This window comes from Rothia nasisuis (assembly GCF_928381405.1).
Classification (GTDB): Bacteria; Actinomycetota; Actinomycetes; order Actinomycetales; family Micrococcaceae; genus Rothia; species Rothia nasisuis.
This window is the reverse complement of the sequence record NZ_CAKMSB010000009.1, coordinates 56933-74740: the sequence shown is the minus strand read 5'-3', so window position 1 is coordinate 74740 and position 17808 is coordinate 56933. Positions and strand designations below refer to the sequence as shown.

Annotated in this window: 17 protein-coding genes; 11 read left to right on the top strand and 6 right to left on the bottom strand. The window is 59.1% G+C overall.

What is annotated here, in order from left to right:
- Positions 1-166: 166 nt before the first annotated feature.
- The 9 genes from mnmA to secA all read left to right on the top strand — a co-directional run bounded on the left by mnmA (position 167) and on the right by secA (position 11660).
- Positions 167-1426, top strand: coding sequence for a tRNA 2-thiouridine(34) synthase MnmA (gene mnmA, locus L6966_RS08510; protein WP_237233205.1), 1260 nt, complete (start codon positions 167-169; stop codon positions 1424-1426).
- Between the two features lie 5 nt (positions 1427-1431).
- The gene (locus L6966_RS08505) at positions 1432-1812 is read left to right on the top strand and encodes a chorismate mutase (protein WP_237224846.1); all 381 of its coding nucleotides are present in this window, start codon (positions 1432-1434) and stop codon (positions 1810-1812) included.
- Between the two features lie 36 nt (positions 1813-1848).
- On the top strand, positions 1849-2955 hold the full coding sequence (locus L6966_RS08500; RefSeq protein WP_237233204.1) for a uroporphyrinogen decarboxylase/cobalamine-independent methonine synthase family protein: 1107 nt from the start codon (positions 1849-1851) through the stop codon (positions 2953-2955).
- Between the two features lie 67 nt (positions 2956-3022).
- The gene (gene mtrA, locus L6966_RS08495; RefSeq protein ID WP_237224844.1) at positions 3023-3706 is read left to right on the top strand and encodes an MtrAB system response regulator MtrA; all 684 of its coding nucleotides are present in this window, start codon (positions 3023-3025) and stop codon (positions 3704-3706) included.
- 3 nt (positions 3707-3709) lie between these two features.
- The gene (gene mtrB, locus L6966_RS08490; protein WP_083093752.1) at positions 3710-5371 is read left to right on the top strand and encodes an MtrAB system histidine kinase MtrB; all 1662 of its coding nucleotides are present in this window, start codon (positions 3710-3712) and stop codon (positions 5369-5371) included.
- The gene (locus tag L6966_RS08485; protein ID WP_237224843.1) at positions 5364-7055 is read left to right on the top strand and encodes an LpqB family beta-propeller domain-containing protein; all 1692 of its coding nucleotides are present in this window, start codon (positions 5364-5366) and stop codon (positions 7053-7055) included. Before mtrB ends, L6966_RS08485 begins: the two co-directional genes overlap by 8 nt.
- A gap of 70 nt (positions 7056-7125) precedes the next feature.
- Positions 7126-7950: a ComF family protein gene (locus L6966_RS08480; RefSeq protein WP_237233203.1), complete on the top strand. Its 825-nt coding sequence runs from the start codon at positions 7126-7128 to the stop codon at positions 7948-7950.
- A gap of 181 nt (positions 7951-8131) precedes the next feature.
- Complete coding sequence (hpf, locus tag L6966_RS08475) at positions 8132-8776, top strand: ribosome hibernation-promoting factor, HPF/YfiA family (RefSeq protein ID WP_083093747.1); 645 nt, start codon at positions 8132-8134, stop codon at positions 8774-8776.
- Between the two features lie 232 nt (positions 8777-9008).
- On the top strand, positions 9009-11660 hold the full coding sequence (gene secA / locus L6966_RS08470; protein WP_083093746.1) for a preprotein translocase subunit SecA: 2652 nt from the start codon (positions 9009-9011) through the stop codon (positions 11658-11660).
- A 67-nt stretch (positions 11661-11727) separates the two neighbouring features.
- Here secA and hisN read toward each other — a convergent pair whose 3' ends face one another.
- From hisN to L6966_RS08450, 4 genes are all read right to left on the bottom strand, one after another.
- A complete protein-coding gene (gene hisN, locus L6966_RS08465; protein WP_237233202.1) occupies positions 11728-12522 on the bottom strand; it encodes a histidinol-phosphatase in 795 nt (264 codons plus the stop codon).
- 15 nt (positions 12523-12537) lie between these two features.
- Complete coding sequence (gene rsgA / locus L6966_RS08460; protein ID WP_237233201.1) at positions 12538-13626, bottom strand: ribosome small subunit-dependent GTPase A; 1089 nt, start codon at positions 13624-13626, stop codon at positions 12538-12540.
- Positions 13626-15005, bottom strand: coding sequence for a 3-phosphoshikimate 1-carboxyvinyltransferase (gene aroA / locus L6966_RS08455; RefSeq protein WP_083093741.1), 1380 nt, complete (start codon positions 15003-15005; stop codon positions 13626-13628). Before aroA ends, rsgA begins: the two co-directional genes overlap by 1 nt.
- Positions 15006-15128: 123 nt before the next feature.
- Positions 15129-15662 carry a DoxX family membrane protein gene (locus L6966_RS08450; RefSeq protein ID WP_083093739.1) on the bottom strand — a complete coding sequence of 178 codons (534 nt, stop codon included), beginning with the start codon at positions 15660-15662 and terminating at the stop codon, positions 15129-15131.
- 241 nt (positions 15663-15903) lie between these two features.
- On the opposite strand from L6966_RS08450, the gene L6966_RS08445 reads away from it, so the two are divergent.
- Both L6966_RS08445 and rsrA read left to right on the top strand, forming a co-directional pair.
- Complete coding sequence (locus tag L6966_RS08445; RefSeq protein ID WP_083093738.1) at positions 15904-16563, top strand: sigma-70 family RNA polymerase sigma factor; 660 nt, start codon at positions 15904-15906, stop codon at positions 16561-16563.
- Positions 16564-16584: 21 nt separating this feature from the next.
- Positions 16585-16860 (top strand): mycothiol system anti-sigma-R factor, encoded by a 276-nt coding sequence (rsrA, locus tag L6966_RS08440; protein WP_083093736.1) that lies wholly within the window; start codon positions 16585-16587, stop codon positions 16858-16860.
- A gap of 86 nt (positions 16861-16946) precedes the next feature.
- Here the strand turns inward: rsrA and L6966_RS12250 are convergent, their stop codons facing one another.
- Both L6966_RS12250 and L6966_RS08435 read right to left on the bottom strand, forming a co-directional pair.
- Entirely contained in the window at positions 16947-17021 is a 75-nt protein-coding gene (locus tag L6966_RS12250; protein ID WP_371518435.1) for a 50S ribosomal protein bL37, read from the bottom strand.
- Between the two features lie 146 nt (positions 17022-17167).
- Entirely contained in the window at positions 17168-17767 is a 600-nt protein-coding gene (locus L6966_RS08435) for a GDSL-type esterase/lipase family protein (protein ID WP_083093734.1), read from the bottom strand.
- Positions 17768-17808 lie beyond the last annotated feature (41 nt).

Genomic DNA, 17808 nt, shown 5'->3' with positions numbered 1-17808 from the left:
CTGGAACTGAACCCGGCTGGGCGAGGGCAGGACGCGGCTGACCGACCGCTGGCTCGGGGCTGGCGTGAATCGCGACGAGCCCCCAGGCGAGGAGTGAGAGGGTCGCGGTCGGGGCCGCGTCCTGCCGAGCCCACCACCAAACTTTGATCGATATTGAGGACAGACTATGAAAATTCTTGCTGCAATGAGCGGCGGCGTGGACTCGGCCGTTGCTGCTGCCCGCGCCGTTGAGGCCGGCCACGAGGTGGTCGGTGTGCATTTAGCTCTCTCTCGTATGCCGGGTACCTTGCGTACCGGTTCTCGCGGCTGCTGCACCATTGAGGACTCCATGGATGCCCGCCGGGTCTGCGACCAGCTCGGTATCCCCTTTTATGTGTGGGACTTCTCGGAGCGCTTCAAGGAGGACGTGGTCGATGATTTCATCTCCGAGTACGAGCACGGCCGCACCCCCAATCCCTGCATGCGCTGTAACGAGAAGATTAAGTTCGCTGCCCTTCTTGAGAAGGCGGTTGCCCTGGGCTTTGACGCGGTCGTAACCGGCCACTACGCCAAGGTCATTACGGACGAGAACGGCAACCGGGAGCTACACCGTGCCGCCACCTGGGCCAAGGATCAGTCTTACGTCTTAGGAGTACTGACCCATGAGCAGCTGCGTCACGCCTGGTTCCCGTTGGCAGATACCCCCTCCAAGGACGAGGTGCGGGCCGAGGCCGCAGAACGCGGTTTCTCGGTGGCTAAGAAGCCTGATTCCTACGATATCTGTTTCATCCCTGAGGGTGACACCCGCGAATGGCTCGAAGAGCATATTCAGATGACCGAGGGTGACATCAAAGATACCGAGGGACGCGTGCTCGGCAAACACCGGGGGGCGCAGGCCTTCACCGTGGGGCAGCGCAAGGGACTGGCTATTGGCCGCCCGGCCCCAGATGGCAAGCCTCGATTTGTGCTGGAGATTCACCCCAAGACCAACGAGGTGATTGTGGGAGGTAGGGATCTGCTAGCTATTGATGAGATTCGCGGTATCCGCGAGACCTGGGCGGGTCTGCCTGTAGCCGAGGCCGTAGCTTTTTTCGCCAAAGAACCTGCTGAAGATGCCCGAAGCGCGTCCTTTGATGTGACTGCCCAGGTGCGCGCGCACGCCGATCCTGTACCCGCCACGGCCCACCTGGAATGGGTAGCAGACGATGAAGCTAGCGAGCCAGGTGCCCTACGCTGTGAGACCGTGGTGCGCCTGCACGAGAAACTGCGCGGTGTTGCCCCCGGCCAGACGATGGTCATCTATCAGGGCACCCGCGTGCTGGGGCAGTCCACCATCTCCCGGGCCTACTCGCTGGACCGTGCAGACATTGCGGCATCGTACAACGACACCGCAGAAGTCCACAGCGTGGAATATCGGGGTGCTACCCCTCAAAGCTTTTTAGACTAGAGCACATGAGCACACCCAACATCTCCCACGACGTGCAAGCCCACGCCCAGTTCAACACTCGCGCGACCTCCATGACTGGGGTTGACCCAGAGGTTCTCGAAGAACTGTTTGTGATGCGTCAGACCATTGACAATATGGACGCCGCGCTCGTTCACATACTGGCTGAACGTTTCCGAGCCACTCAGCGGGTTGGTCATCTCAAGGCAGAACACAACCTACCTGCCGGTGACCCCGGCCGTGAGGAAGCCCAGATTAAGCGCCTGCGAGGCCTGGCCGAGGCTGCCCACCTTGACCCTGAATTTGCAGAAAAGTTCCTGGGGTTTATCATCTCTGAGGTGATTCGCCATCACGAGAAAATTGCAGCTGAGACAGAACACCTCACCTAGTTTCCCTCCCCGTCCTCCGACACCCGAAAGGTAGCTGTGCCCGCTCACCGAACCTCCAGGCCCGCCCTCTACCTACCCACTGATGCCGAAATGCTAGCTGCCCGTCGAGACCTTGACACGCCTCTGACTTTTGAACGGTCTCTGACCGTGCGTGCAACCGGCCTGGGGCCCTGGGCCGGGTACCGAATGGTAGATGCTGTCGCTAGGGTTCGCGGTGAGCTTGGGCACCCGCATATCAGCTACCTGCCAGAACTAGCCGACCGAGGCTACCGGGCGACCCTGCTGGCCCGTTCCATCGCCACGCTTGAGGGGCTTGGCGCAGACGTCACCGCATCAGGCTGGCGCCTGACCACGGGCTACGCAGCGGAGGGGGGAGCCGCCCGCGCCCTGCTGGAGTCAGATATCAACGTGCTTGCTGACGCTGTGGGCCGGGAGAGTGGGGCTGTGCCCGGTGCCGTGAAAATCCGGTTGTTGGGGCCGGTGAGCCTGGCTGCACAGACCTACCTGACGAGCGGTGAGCGTCTTATTCAGGACGCCGGTGCCCGCCGCGACCTGCTGGAATCCCTGCTTGCCGGTCTCGAAGGGGTGCTGGGCCTTCTCACTGAGGCTGTACCAGGGAGCCAGCTGCTGGTGCAGTTTGAGGAACCCGATGTGGTCGCTGCTTCCGCTGGAACTCTTGCGACCTCCAGCGGCTACCGAACCCACCGGGCTCTACCCCGGCAGGAGCTGATTGCTGTTTTCACCGGGCTACACGCAGGCCTTGAACAGCTGGGTGCCCACCCGCTGGTCCGTACCGATGTGCTTGCCCTCCACCCCGAGGTCCAGTCGGTGCTCAAGACCCCGGTGCTCAATATGGCGGGTAAGGCAACCGCTGCCTGGGAACCGATTGCCGCCCGGCTCGAAGCCGGGGGAGAGGTGTTCCTTGAAACCCTTGATGCACACATCTATAGCCCGGCCTCGGATATAGCGCGCAGCATGTGGGCCACCTGGCGTGACCTGGGTCTACCCAAGACCCTGCTCCAGCGAATCGTACTTACAGAACGTGGCTCACTGGCAGATACTGACCCGGCCCGGGCCACCACCGTGCTGGGGCACCTGACTGAAACCGCCCGGGCCCTATCTGAGATAGCGCAGGATGCCTAGTCGTTGACAAAAAACCGCTAAACTAGGTGGAGAATGACCTCACCAGCTATACAGGAGAGCTAGGAACGTGAAAGAAACCATCCTCGTTGTTGATGACGACGATGCCCTGTCTGAGATGGTCGGTATCGTGCTTGCCCAAGAGGGCTACGAGACGGTATTTTGTGATGCTGGCGACCGCGCCATAGAAGCTTTTACGACGCATCACCCCGACCTGATTCTGCTGGACTTCATGCTACCGGGGATGAACGGTATCGAGGTGTGCACCAAGATTCGCTCCGAGTCTCAGGTGCCCATTATCATGCTCACAGCCAAGGGCGATACAGAAGACGTTGTTAAGGGCCTTGAAGCTGGCGCTGACGACTACATGACCAAGCCCTTTAAACCTGCCGAACTGCTCGCCCGCGTCCGCGCACGCCTGCGCCCGCGCGAAGAACGCCACAACGAGCCGCTACGCATTGGCAACCTGGTCATTGATTTGGCTGGCCACACGGTCAGCCGCGACGGGCAGACGATTGGCCTGACTCCCCTGGAATTTGAGCTTCTGGCTAACCTAGCCCGCCAGCCTGGCCAGGTCATGACCCGCGAAGCCCTCCTAGGTAACGTATGGGGCTATGAGAAAACAGTGGACTCCCGGTTGGTGAACGTGCACATCCAGCGTCTGCGCGCCAAAATTGAACGTGACCCCGAGAACCCCGAGATTGTGCTAACTGTGCGCGGCGTGGGGTACAAGGCCGCAGCGGGTAGCCGTTAAACCGTGGCACGTCAACAGCGGGCAGCGCCGGGTGCCGTAGAGCGCCTGCTGCAGCCACTCACCACGTTCCGCAGGCTCTTTCAGCAGTCTCTGCAGCTTCGCGCTGTCATGATTTCGGCGGGACTGCTTCTGCTGGCCTTTATATTCGTGGGTTCCTTCATCTCGCACCAGATTGCTAACTCGCTGTTCCGCGCCAACCTGTCACAGGCTCTCGAAGAGTCATCAGCGGGTTTCTCTAACGTGCAGACCCTCATCAACAGTTCAGATGCCACGGGGCAGACAGAGATTCAGCGTGACGTCGTCCGTTTTCTCACGGTGCTAGAAACCTCCAGCACTCAGTCAAACCGCCAGTGGGTGTTGCTTAAGGACGTGAACGCACCCACAGAGGGGTTCATCGAAGAGCAGTCACAAAGCGGCTCACTGACTAACACCGATATTCCTGCTGAGCTAGCTCAAAGCATCAGTGAAGGAGCGGGTATTTACTGGCAGTCTTCGTCCATGGTAGGAGCAGATGGGCGCACCGCCCCCGTCCTGGTTGTCGGAACAGACCTGACCATTCCGCAGAACCCCGACTACACTCTCTACCTGGTCTATGACCTCAGTTCTTCACAGACAACGGTCAACTACATCAACCTGGTGGTGTGGGTAGGTTTTGGTGTTCTCCTAGTGGTTGTACTGACGATTGTCTGGGCTATCTCACGCCTGGTGATTCGCCCAATTAGCTCTACGGCTATCACCGCTGAGAAGCTGGCCGCCGGTGACCTGGATCAGCGTGTGCTCGTACGCGGGCACAACGAGACAGCCCGCCTGGGTATGTCGTTCAACCGCATGGCAGACTCGCTCCAGGACCAAATTTCTCGCCTTGAGAAATTATCAACCATGCAGCAGCGGTTTGTTTCTGACGTGTCTCACGAACTGCGCACGCCGCTCACGACCGTCCGCATGGCAGCTGACATGTTGCACGATAACCGTGAGAACATGGAGCCTCTGTACAAGCGCTCTACCGAGCTTCTCTACGAACAGGTTGACCGCTTTGACTCCCTGCTGGCGGACCTGCTTGAAATTTCCCGATTCGACGCGGGCTCGCAGACCCTCGATATTGTCTCGGGTAACCTTATGTCCGTGCTTGAGGAGGTGCTCAAAGCTGTTGAGCCTCATCTGGTACGCACCGGGACGCCGCTGACCGTGCACACCAATCACACCGAGATTATGGTCGATATGGATCACCGCCGTATCGAACGGGTGCTCCGTAACCTGCTTTTTAACGCTGTGGAGCATTCTGAGGGTAAGCCGATCGATGTCTACCTTGACGTTACCGATACCGCTGTGGGCGTGGCCGTCCGCGACCACGGCATCGGCCTCTCACCCGAAGAAACAGAGCAGGTTTTCAACCGTTTCTGGCGCGCCGATACCTCCCGTAAACGCACCCTGGGTGGCACCGGGCTGGGGCTCTCAATTGCAGCTGAGGACGTGCGTCTGCACCAGGGTACGTTAGAAGCCTGGGGGATCAAGGGCCAGGGTGCCTGCTTCCGCATGACTCTGCCAGTTGACCAGGACGTCCCGATGGGGCCCTCACCCGTGCTGATGAGCGGTGAACCCGTTCCACCCTCTGGACTGAGAACCGACTCTTTGCCCACTTCGCGAGAGGAACCCACAGATGTCTAATGTGACTCGCCGTACCGCTCTAGGTGTGGGTGTGAGCGCACTGGCCGCTGCCCTGACCGCCTGCGCTGCGATTCCGACCGACGGAGAAGTCAACCACTACGCAGATCCCCAGGCCAGCTCAGGCTCTTCGTCTCGTAACGAAGCACCAGCCGGCCCGGCCCCCGGGGCCACTCCGGCAGAAATCATCGAGGGCTTTTTGCACGCGGGGGTTGGCGTTGGGGATGACTACAGCGTAGCTCGTTCTTACCTGACGGAGTCATTGGCCCAAACCTGGCGGCCCGATAGTCGTACTTTGGTGTATAACTCGTCCTTTAGCGCGTCCTCTGCCGACGAAACCTCATATACCGTTACCGTTCCCACCTCAACCCAGATTGATGAGCGGGGCCTGGCTACCTCGTTCACTACCGTGGCCGATACCGATATCAGCTTCACGTTGCAGCAGGTGGACGGTGAGTGGCGTATTTCGGCTGCCCCTGATGGCACTGTGCTCAGCCGAACCGAGTTCGATGATACTTTCACCCCTTTCACCCTTTATTTCTACGACCCCTCTTTTTCCTATGCGGTACCTGATATCCGCTGGTTTGCGGAGCGGCCGACTGTGGCAACCTCCCTGGTGCGGGTCCTTCTTGAAGGCCCGGCACCCTACCTGGAGGGGGCAGTGGTAACCGCTGTACCTGAAGATACCCATCTGGCACGCAATTCGGTCCCTATCGACAACGGAACCGCCAATGTGCAGCTGACCGGTGGGCAGGCTCTCGCCACAGCTAGCGCTCTGAACACTGAGCGTTTGCGCACGCAGCTTACGCAGACGCTCTCGGCTCTTGCCACGGTCACCTCAGTGCAGATGAGCTTCAATGATCAGATGATAGCCCCGCAGAGCCTTGAGAATTACCGTGAACCTGCGGTCAACCCTGAGGGCTCACCCAATATTGTGGGTATCGAAAATAACCGCCTGGTGAGCCGCGCTACTATCAGCGACACCGCTAGCCAGCAGACCATCGTCGAAACATCGCCGCTGGTAATTATCTCGCAGCCAGCTATGAATTACACGCGTAACTATTTCGCTTACACGAACGACTCTCAAACCGAAGTCTGGCTGGCAAATTCCAATAGCGCCAGCTCCGTTTACCGCGGAACCCACATTGTGCAACCGAGCTTCAGCCACCAAAACTGGCTTTGGATAGCTGAGCAAAACGGTACCGTGCGGGTGCACCCGGCAGGTGGGGAAATCGATACGCTACACACAGTAGCAACGTGGCTTGAGGGGGGCACCCTGCACAGTCTCGACATCTCTCGTGACGGATGCCGGGCCCTGCTTGTCACCTCATCGGACGGCGGTAATTTCTCCGCCTGGGTTTCTGCTGTTCGCAGGTCGGACGACGGCAACCCGGTAGAGCTTATTAGTCCCGTCCGGCTGGGATCAGAGATTAATCCCAGAGGGGCCTCCTGGGTTTCTGATGTAGAGGTTTTTCTATGGAATACAGAGACAACTCAGACTGAGCTGGTCTCTTTAACCGGGCAGAACACGGTTTACGACTCCCTGCAGGGTATCAACCGTATCGTGAGCGGTAACGGTATTGATCAGGCAGTTGCGATGACCCGCGACGGCGGGCTGTATATTGTTGCAGGCCGTAGCTGGACCCGTATTGAAAACAGTCTCAGCGAAGTGAATTACGCCGGGTAACTGTGGGCCCGTACTAGAGCGTTGTCCACACCCCTTGTGGGGGGTGGGCCCCTTCCTTCAGGCTGGGGGTATGAACCTTCATGTATCTCAGCTACTTTACCGTTCCTGGTGTGAAACGGTGGAGCTCTTCTTCCCTCGCTCCTGCGCCAGCTGCCTGGCGGTGGGGCCGATGATGGTTGCGGGGGGCCTGTGGGGAACGGGGGCGCTCTGCCCGCTCTGCGATAGGCTGGTTCGGTTGGCCACCCTGCAGGTTGAGCTCACAGAATTACCGGCCACAGATCTGCCGGTGGTCACAGCAGGCCGCTACGAGTATGAGCTTGCCCGGTGCCTGCTGGCTTTCAAAGATGCCGCCCGCACTGACCTGGCGCCCTACCTGACATCCGCTTTGGTGCGCGCCCTCACCGCTCTGCTCGATCAGCCGGGCCTTGCCTGCCCGCCAGGTACCCTCTACCTGGTACCTCTGCCCTCCAGCCGAGCATCACGGCGGCGGCGAGGCTATGAACCGGCACCTAGCTTGGCTCGCTCATGCTTGAAGGCGCTGGGGCCCGCGTCCGGCATAAAGATCCTTCCGGCCCTGATGACGAGGCCGCGATGGGAGGGCGCAGTACGGAGCCTTGCATCGGGGAGGGGCCTGGGAGCGGGAGCTGCCCAAAAAACCTTGGGCTTTGAACAGCGCCTTGTGGCGGTACAAGGACGCCTGGTTCTGGCTCGGGCGCCGCTCTGGTTCCTAGGGCAGTGGTTTGACCTCACCGGCGTTCCCTGCATCCTTGTTGATGACGTGGCCACCACAGGTGCTTCTATGGAGGCGGGGAGGAGGTTGCTTGTCGAAGCGGGTGCTCATGTTCTCGGAGGAATTGCTGTAGCTCGGGTGCCCCGCATATCGACCAATTTTTAGCACAGCCGAGAGATAAAAATCAAATGTGGGAGCTTTCGCGCAAGCTCGGCGAAAAACAGCTTAAAAAAATGACTTGGAACACAAATAGGCGTACTGTGGTCTTAAGGAATCCATAAGGCAGATTCCCCAATACCCGGCAGTCACAGGGCTGGGTATTCACCCCCTGAGAACGGAGGGAATTGTGGAACTCAAAGTCAATGGCCGCAACATGAAAGTTAGCGAACGCCTACAGGAATACGTTGAAAGTAAAATCACCAAGTTTGAGATCCTGGGCGATAACGTCACTGACATCGAAGTCAAGTTCACGAAAGAGGGCCGAGGCGGCCCCGCAGCAATTCGAGTTGAAATCACCGTGATTGGTCGTGGCCCCGTGCTTCGTGCCGAATCAACCGGCCAAGACAAGTTCGCGGTCTTTGATGAGACCTACGGCAAGCTACTCGAGCGCCTCCGCCGAGCTCGTGATCGCCGCAAGTCTCGCCGAGCCGGTGGTAAGCACCCTGTCTCGGTTTCTGAAGCAACCGGTTCACTACCGGTCGTTACTGACCAGGTAGCGATTACCGAGATTTCTACTGACGACGTGCCGGTTGAAGAGGCCGCTTTTGCCGGCGAATTTGATTTGCATGAAGAAGCAGACTCGCCGATTGAGATTCGCAAGAAGAGTTTTGCGGCTGACCACCTAACTCCAGAGGAGGCCGTCGACCGCATGGAGATGGTTGGCCACGATTTCTTCGTCTACGTTGACAAAGAGACCAAGGCACCCGCAGCCGTCTACCGCCGTAAAGGGTGGTCCTACGGTGTTATTACCCTTGAGGACTCCACAGCTTAGTAGCTTTTGCTTCACCTGAGTTGACATCTGGCCCTTACCCGGCATTCGGGGAGGGCCAGATTTCTGTGCAAGGTATCAAGATACCTGAGAACTGCCGGTTAAAACCATGTTCACTTTTGGCCGAGGGCCCCGTCACTGTCTCTACATGCGAGTCTCAACTAGAATAGAGTGGGCACGGTGGGTCAACCGTGCCCGCATAACCCCCATCTACCTCATCAAGGAGCAAACTTCAGTGGCATCTCTTTTGGAAAAGCTACTCCGCAGCGGCGATAAAAAGGTGCTCAAGCAGTTGCGCGCTTATACCGTTGCGGTGAACTCACTCGAAGATAGCTTCGCGGCGATGACCGATGCTGAGCTCCGCGCTGAAACGGACTCCTTCCGCCAGCGGGCTCAGGACGGCGAGTCCCTTGATTTGCTCCTGCCCGAGGCTTTTGCTGTGGTACGTGAGGCATCGAAGCGTACCCTGGGTAAGCGTCACTACGATGTGCAGCTGATGGGCGGTGCCGCCTTGCACCTGGGTAACATTGCAGAAATGAAGACCGGTGAAGGCAAAACCCTTGTTGCTACTGCCCCGGCCTACCTGAATGCGCTGTCGGGTAAGGGTGTGCACGTGGTGACCGTTAACGATTACCTGGCCGAGTACCAGGCTAATCTGATGGGCCGTGTGTTCCGCTTTTTGGGTATGGAGTCAGGTGTTATTCTGTCTAACCAGGCCCCTGAGGTGCGCCGTAAGCAGTACCAGGCTGACATTACCTACGGCACCAATAACGAGTTCGGTTTTGACTATCTGCGCGATAACATGGCCTGGACCAAGGACGAGCAGGTTCAGCGCGGCCACAATTTCGCTATTGTCGATGAGGTTGATTCTATCCTGATTGACGAAGCCCGCACCCCGCTGATTATCTCTGGCCCGGCAATGGGTGAAGCCAACCGCTGGTACGGTGAGTTTGCCCGTATAGCCAAGACCCTGGTTGCCGGTCAGGACTATGAGGTGGATGAGAAGAAGCGCACTGTGGGTGTGCTGGAACCGGGCATCGACAAGATAGAAGATCACCTGGGTATCGATAACCTCTACGACGCTCAGAACACTCCGCTCATCGGTTTCCTCAATAACGCTATCAAGGCCAAGGAGCTCTTCAAAGGCAACAAGGACTACGTGGTCATGAACGGTGAAGTCATGATCGTTGATGAGCACACCGGTCGCATCTTGGCAGGCCGCCGTTACAATGACGGCATCCATCAGGCCATCGAAGCCAAAGAAGAGGTCGAGGTCAAGCCTGAGAACCAGACTATGGCGACCGTGACCCTGCAGAACTACTTCCGTATGTACGATAAGCTCTCGGGCATGACCGGTACCGCTGAGACAGAGGCAGCTGAGTTTATGAACACCTACGAGCTGGGTGTGGTACCTATCCCCACCAATAAGGAAGTGCAGCGTCTCGACCAGCCCGATAAGGTGTATAAGAACGAAATCGCCAAGTTCAATGCGGTGGTTAAAGACATCGAGGAGCGCCACAAGGCCGGCCAGCCCGTGTTGGTGGGTACAACCAGCGTTGAAAAGTCAGAGTATCTATCAAAGCTACTGGTCAAGGCCGGTATCCGGCATGAAGTGCTCAACGCTAAGAATCACGCTCGTGAGGCAGCTATTGTGGCTCAGGCTGGTCGTAAGGGCGCGGTCACCGTGGCAACCAATATGGCCGGCCGCGGTACCGATATTATGCTCGGCGGCAACCCCGAGTTCGAGGCCGTGGAAACCATGAAGACTTTGGGTCTTGACCCCAATGAGAAGCCTGAGGAATACGAAGCCAAATGGCCCCAGGTGCTTGAGGCAGCAGAAGAGGCTTCTGCCGCTGAGCACGATGAGGTTACCGAACTTGGGGGCCTCTACGTGCTGGGTACCGAGCGCCACGAGTCACGCCGTATCGATAACCAGCTCCGCGGCCGTTCTGGGCGTCAAGGGGATCCCGGTGAGTCCCGTTTCTACCTGTCACTTTCCGACGATTTGATGCGGCTCTTCAACGGCCAGGCCGCAGCGCGCCTGATGGCCGGTGCACCTGATGACACCGCACTGGAAGCTAGAATTGTCTCCCGCGTTATTGCTAACGCACAGGGGCAGGTTGAAGCCCGTAACGCGGAACAACGCAAGAATGTGCTGAAATACGACGATGTTCTCAACCGTCAGCGCGAGGCCATGTACGCCGACCGCGCCCAGATTCTAGCCGGTGATGATCTCAAAGAACAGATTGAGAAGTTCCGCACCGAGGTGATTACCTCTACCATTGATGCTCAGGTCGCCGAGGGGCACGCAGAGGACTGGGACTTCGATAAGCTGTGGGAAAACCTGCGGACCATCTTCCCTGTGACCATCACCCCCGAGGACCTAGCTGAAGAGGCGGGTGACAAGACCAAGATTACCCGTGACCTGATGGTGCGTGAAGTGCTGGCTGACGCCGAGATGCAGTACTCAGAGCGTGAAGAATCCGTGGGCGAGGAATCTATGCGAGAGATTGAGCGCCGTGTGGTGCTGTCAGTGATTGGCAAGCGCTGGCCTGAACACCTCTATGAGATGGACTACCTTAAAGAGGGCATCGGCCTTCGCGCCATGGCCCAGCGTGACCCCCTGGTTGAGTACCAGCGTGAGGGGTACGCCCTGTATCAGGGCATGCTGGGTGGCGTTCGAGAGGAGACCGTGTCCCTCCTTTTCAGCGTTGACCTCTCCAAGCAGCGCACTCAGCAGTCCAAGATCCAGCTGAAAATTCCGGCCCAGCCCAAGTTCTTACAGTACTCTGCCCCCTCGGAGAGCGGTTCGACCGAGGTGCGCACCGAACCTGTGAATGACCGCTCTAACGAGCAAATTTCGATTCTGAACCGGCGCAAGAAGTAGCGAGCCTGGCACTGAGGCCCCGCCCCTCACGGGGGTCCGGGGCCTCAGCCTTTTCCGTGACTCCTGGTTAGAGGGTCTGCTCTGTTCCCAGGTAGCTCAGGATGCTCTCGTGTAGCCTGCCATTGGTTGCCAAAGCGTTGCCGCCGTGGGGGCCGTCCTCACCTGCCAGGGAGGTGAAGCGCCCACCCGCCTCGGTGAGTATGGGGACCAGGGCCGCCATATCGTAGAGACCGAGGTCGGGCTCAGCCGCTACGTCCACTACACCTTCTGCAACCATCATGTAGGACCAGAAATCACCGTAGGCTCGGGTGCGCCAGACCGTGTCTGTCAGGTCAATGAACTTTTCACGCAAGCCCAGGTCGCGCCAGCCCGTTAATGAGGAGTAGGAGAGCGAAGCGTCCTGGAGCCTACGCACGGAGGAGACGGAGATTCTCGTGGCCTTGGCTAGGGAACGACCGGTGTAGGCACCGGTGCCTTCGGCAGCCCACCAGCGGCGCTGGAGGGCTGGGGCCGAAACGACGCCGACAACGGGCTTGCCGCGGTCAACCAGCGCAATGAGAGTGGCCCAGACCGGTACACCACGCACAAAATTTTTGGTACCGTCGATGGGATCAATCACCCACTGGCGGGGTGAGGAGCCGGTCTCACCGAATTCCTCACCGAGAACAGAGTCACGGGTACGCACGCGGGAGAGCTGGGAGCGGATGAGCTGTTCGGCATCTCGATCGGCATCGGTGACGGGGGTGAGGTCGGGCTTAGTTTCAAGGCTGAAGTCATGGGCGTTAAAGCGCGTCAGGGTGAGGCGGTCAACGGCATCAGCCATGATGTGGGCTAAACGCAGGTCATCGGTGTAGTTGGTCATGGTGTATACCTTGGGTTAGGAGTCTACGACGCCGAGTTCTTTTTCGGTGTCTCCGGTTTCTTCGTCGACGCGCAGGAGTTTGCGCAGAGAGTTGAGTCGTTCGGGGCCAGCAGCTCCGGCGCTACCTGCCGCCACATAGGCGGTGATACCGCAGTTTTCGGCGGTAGCAGAATGAGTGCAGCCTTTGGGGCAGTCGGCTGAGCCGGGAGCGAGGTCGGTAAAAGAGGCAACTAGGGTATCAGGGCTAATGTGGGCTAGCCCGAAGGAGCGAATGCCGGGGGTGTCGATAATCCACGTTCCGGGTCTCCCTTCCCGGGGCTGCAGGGCCAGTGCTGAGGACGAGGTGTGCCGGCCTCTGCCGGTCACGGCATTCACGTGGCCGGTGGCCCGTTCAGCACCGGTAAGTGCGTTGACTAGCGTAGATTTACCTACCCCCGAGTGCCCCAGCAGAACCGAAACAGCCCCGTCAAGGTGTTTTGAGAGCTGGTCGACCAGGCTGGGATCGAGCCCAACGGAGTCTTCTTTACCGGGCGTACGGTTCTCCTGCGCTTTCGACAGCAGGATGGTCAGCTCCACGTCCCTGTAATAGTCCAGTAGCCAAGCTGGGTGCTTCAGATCGGTTTTGGTGATGCACAGGAGCGGGGTGAGACCGGCGTCGAAGGCGGCGGCTAGGGAACGGTCAATGAAGCCGGTGCGCGGCTCGGGGTTCTCTGAGGCAACCACGATAACGAGCTGGTCGGCATTCGCCACAACCACGCGTTCAACCGGGTCAGTGTCGTCGGCTGAGCGGCGTAGCAGGCTGGTGCGGGCCTCAATACGCACAAGTCGGGCCAGGGTGCCGGGCTTGCCGGAGGTATCGCCCACGAGGGAAACCCTATCGCCGACTACCACGGGGCTGCGGCGCAACTCGCGGGCGCGTACTGCGGTGACTGAGCGCTCACTGGGATTACCTTCGTCGAGGACGGCGGTGTAGCGGCCACGATCTACGGTGATAATGCGGCCTACCTCGGCGTCCTTGTGAGCGGGGCGATCCTTGGTTCGGGGGCGGGTGCCCTTCTTATTGGGACGGATTCGCACGTCACTTTCATCCCAGGTGCGGGGCATCAGCGCTCACCGCCTGTACCGCTAGCCCCCCAGGCGGTGAGCATGTCTTGCCAGAGCCCGGTGAAGCCGGGCAGGGTCTTGGAGGTGGTCTCTACGTTTTCAACCATGAGACCGGGTATGAGCAGGCCGATGATAGCAGCTGCCGTAGCCATACGGTGGTCAGCATAGGTGCGGAATCGCCCGCCTCGGTGCACGGGCGAGGTAACGCGAAGACCGTCCTCAGTTTCTTCAGCGGCACCTCCTAGACGGTTAATCTCTGCTGTGAGCGCAGCTAGGCGGTCAGTTTCGTGGCCGCGTAGATGGGCGATACCGCGCAGGACGCTGGTATTGGGTGAGAGGGCCATAAGCGCGGCAACCGTGGGGGCCAGCTCGCCCGCTTCAGCCAGGTCGAGGTCAATACCGGGTAGCCCAGAGGCGGCGCCGCCGTGAGGGCCGGTCACCGTGAGTTCGCCGTCGCTTAGCTCTACCGTAGCCCCGAAGAGAGGCAGAATCTGGCGCCAGTAGTCACCACCCTGGGTGGTTGTTGCTGGCCAGTTGGGCACCGTGACGGTTGAGCCGGTAACCACAGCGGCGGCTAGGAAGGGGCCTGCGTTCGACAGGTCAGGTTCAACAGTGACCTCAAAGCCTGAGAAGCTACCGGGGGCTACCTGCCAGGTAGCGTGACCGTCGAAGCTCACGTCAATGCCAAGTTCGCTCATGGTCTGGCAGGTCATTTCGATATGGGGCATGGAGGGGATAGGCCCGCCCTGATGGTGCAGAGTCAAGCCGTTTTCAAAGCGGCAGGCTGCCAGGAGCAGAGCCGAGACAAACTGCGAGGATCCCGAAGCATCCAGGGTGAGTGCACGTACGGTAACAGCCCCCTCAGAGACCAGGGTGAAGGGCAGGGCACCGGTACCGGCGTCCTCAACCTGCACACCCAGTCCGCGGAGTGCTTCAATAGTCGGGCCCATCGGCCGCACCCGAGCATGTTCGTCACCATCAAAGTGGAAGGTGCCCGGGAGTAGGGTAGCGACCGGGGGAACAAAACGCATGACAGTACCGGCGAGACCCACATCGATGGAGGCCTCACGCCTGGCTCGGGCAGAAAGATCAAGGGGTATAACGCGCAGGTCAGGGCCAAAGGCCTTGCCGGTTTCAATCGGTTCGAATCGGGCACCCAGGGCAGTGAGCGCCTCAATCATCAGCGCCGAGTCGCGTGAGTGCAGGGGAGCGTGAATCACAGAGGGGCTATCGGCCAATGCGGCCAGCAGGAGGTAGCGGTTGGTCAGCGACTTGGACCCAGGAATCTCGACCCTGGCCCCAGCCCCTGCAGGAACCTGCACGGTGGGCGCCAGCCAGTCCCGTTCAGTATCAGTTTGTAGTTTGGTCGCTTCAACCACAAAAACCTACCTCAGTGTCAATAGAAGGCGTACTCCCTACCTATCTTAGGTTGCTGGCTGGTCAAACGGGAAAACCCCGCGCGGGGGCGCGGGGTTTTCGGCAAAAGTTGTAGGGTCATCCCTCTAGGCAGAGAAGAGATCTTCCACCTTCTTCTGAGCATCGGTGGCCGCTTCGTGTACATCGGCGGCCAGACGATGGGATTTCTTAGCGACCTGGTCACTGAGCTTAGAAGCGCGCCAGGCCAGCGACGGGCTGCCATCGGTATCAACAGCTGAGATAGCGATAGCCCCCAGCAGGGAACCATTGACCAGTGCGGCGTTACGGCGGGCAGTCTTGGCTTCTTTCGTCTCAGCCTCGGTGGCTCGATACTCCACGTAGGAGTTGAGAGCCCCGGTCATCAACAAGACTGCAGACGAGAAACGGGGTAGCCTACCCAGGGCAAAGAGAGTACCTGCTACTACCTGGGAACCAGCCAAAGCCTGACCAACCAACTTCTCCTGCCCACGTAGCACCGCAAGCTGCGGGGTTGAGGAGGCAGCAAGGTTGACGGCCTTAGCCAGATGCCTGGACGACTCGGGGTCGCGCAGACGGTCAACACCAGAAACGATGAAGCTTGAGGCCAACAGAGGGCGGGCAAAACGGCGAACCAGAGACATGGTTTTACTCCTTGGGCGGGGTGCTATGACCCATCACGGTGTATCTCAGATACCTAACGTTACTCAGCATACATATAGAACCGTGGGAGTACCCATAAACACCCCGCTCAGGTAAGAAAAATACGGTACCGGGAATAGAACAAAAACCTGTGTGTTCTACCTATATGGGCCTCGGGTCTACCGCTCACCCTGGGTAGGGGCGGTACAGTAGGAGACCAAAGACCACCACACCTGGAGGGACATGACCGCCACCACCGCCGCAGTGCCTGCGCAGCCGAGCACCAGCGTCCACCCCGATACCGCAAACCCCACAGACGATGTGCGCTCCAGCGAAACAGAAGAAGAGCGTAAATCCCGCTTTGAGCGTGAGGCCCTGCTCTACGTCGACCAGCTCTACGCGGCCGCCCTCCGCATGGCCCGTAATCCGCAGGACGCAGAGGACCTAGTGCAGGAAGCCTATATGAAGGCTTTCTCAGCCTTCCACCAGTACAAGCCGGGAACCAATCTGAAGGCCTGGCTCTACCGTATTCTGACCAACACCTACATCAACATTTACCGCAAGCGCCAAAGAGAGCCCTATCAGGCTAACACCGACACGGTCGAAGACTGGCAGCTAGCTAAAGCTGGAGAGCACGACTCCAAGGGCCTACCCTCCGCTGAAAATGAGGCCCTGGCACGGTTGCCCGATAGCGACATCAAAGAGGCCTTGCAATCAATCCCAGAAGATTTCCGCATGGCCGTTTATTACTCAGATGTTGAAGGTTTCTCCTATAAGGAAATCTCAGAAATTATGGATACCCCCATGGGCACCGTCATGTCACGCCTGCACCGGGGCCGTAAACTCCTGCGCGATAAGCTCACCGACTACGCAACCGAACGCGGCATCACCACCAGCAAGTAACCCGACCCGAAAGGAGCTCCTATGACCGCCACCGCGCCCGAAGAATCCGCCACTGACCCCTGCGCTGAGCGTCTGGCTCGCATCTACGAATACATCGATGACCCGCTCAGCTGCCAGGACCTTGAAGAACTCCAGGCCCACCTGGCCGAATGTAGTACCTGCGCTAAAGAATATGACTTAGAATGCATTATCCGCCAGGCTGTGCGCCGCACCTGCAAAGAAACCGCGCCCACCAATCTCAAAAGCCGTATTCGCGCCTGCATTGACGAGCTCCACACCGAAGAGCACTCCAACTAGCTTCAACAATCTCGGTACCGCCTGTGATAATTGGGTATAGAAACAGGGCCCTCGCTCGTCACTCGAGCGAGGGCCCTGTTGCCGCCTTATGAGTTAGGACGCTTACCGTGGTTAGCGCCGCTCTTGCGGCGATCCTTACGCTTACGACCGCGCTTGCTCATGGGAGCCTCCTTGATTAAAGGTAGAGCGCCCCGGTTGCCGGGGCACCATGGCCGGTAGCACCTGGAACAGGCACTTCTTTTTATACTCTCACACCTTGCTCAGCTTTGCACGCTCGGGCGCTGTGAGCTTGAGGGATGGGCTGAGGTTAAACCGGCTCAGAAATCTGCAACCAGTCATACCAGCCGCGGTGTAGCACCAGCCATGCAATCAGACCGTAGCCAGACTGACCTGGGTGGCCATCGTTAGCCGCCAGGTCGTTGCGCCACTGCTCGTGATGGAGTAGGGGGTTGAAGGTATCGACGTAAACGTGGTTACGGCGGGTGACCACGTCGGCGTAAGCCGCTGAAAGGTCGGCTATCTTGCGGTTCCGTTCAGCATCTAGTGTCGGAGGAGGGCCTACAACCAGAACCTTGATATTGTTCTGCGAGGCCATGTCGACCATGTTAGCTAGGTTCAGCCGGGAACGGGCACTGGTCAAGGCCAGGTCAATATCGAACGTTGAGGGGGCGATGACCAGGCGGTTTTCGTGGCCCTGGGCAAAGCGGCGGCTGGCTTCTTCGAACCAGCGGGCGTTGAGTTGTTCGCTCCCCTCACCGGGGGCAGCCAGGTTGTAGGCCGAAATAGAGGCTGAGGTTTGGGGAGTGCGCGCCATAACGCGGCCGAACCACCCGAGGGTGCGGGGGTCCCCGACACCTGCGAGTAGTTCATCGCCAACAGCTACGAGTCGAATTTTTCGCTGATCCACGTGTTTCTTTCTAGAAGGTTCGGGGCGGTAATCGCCCCATA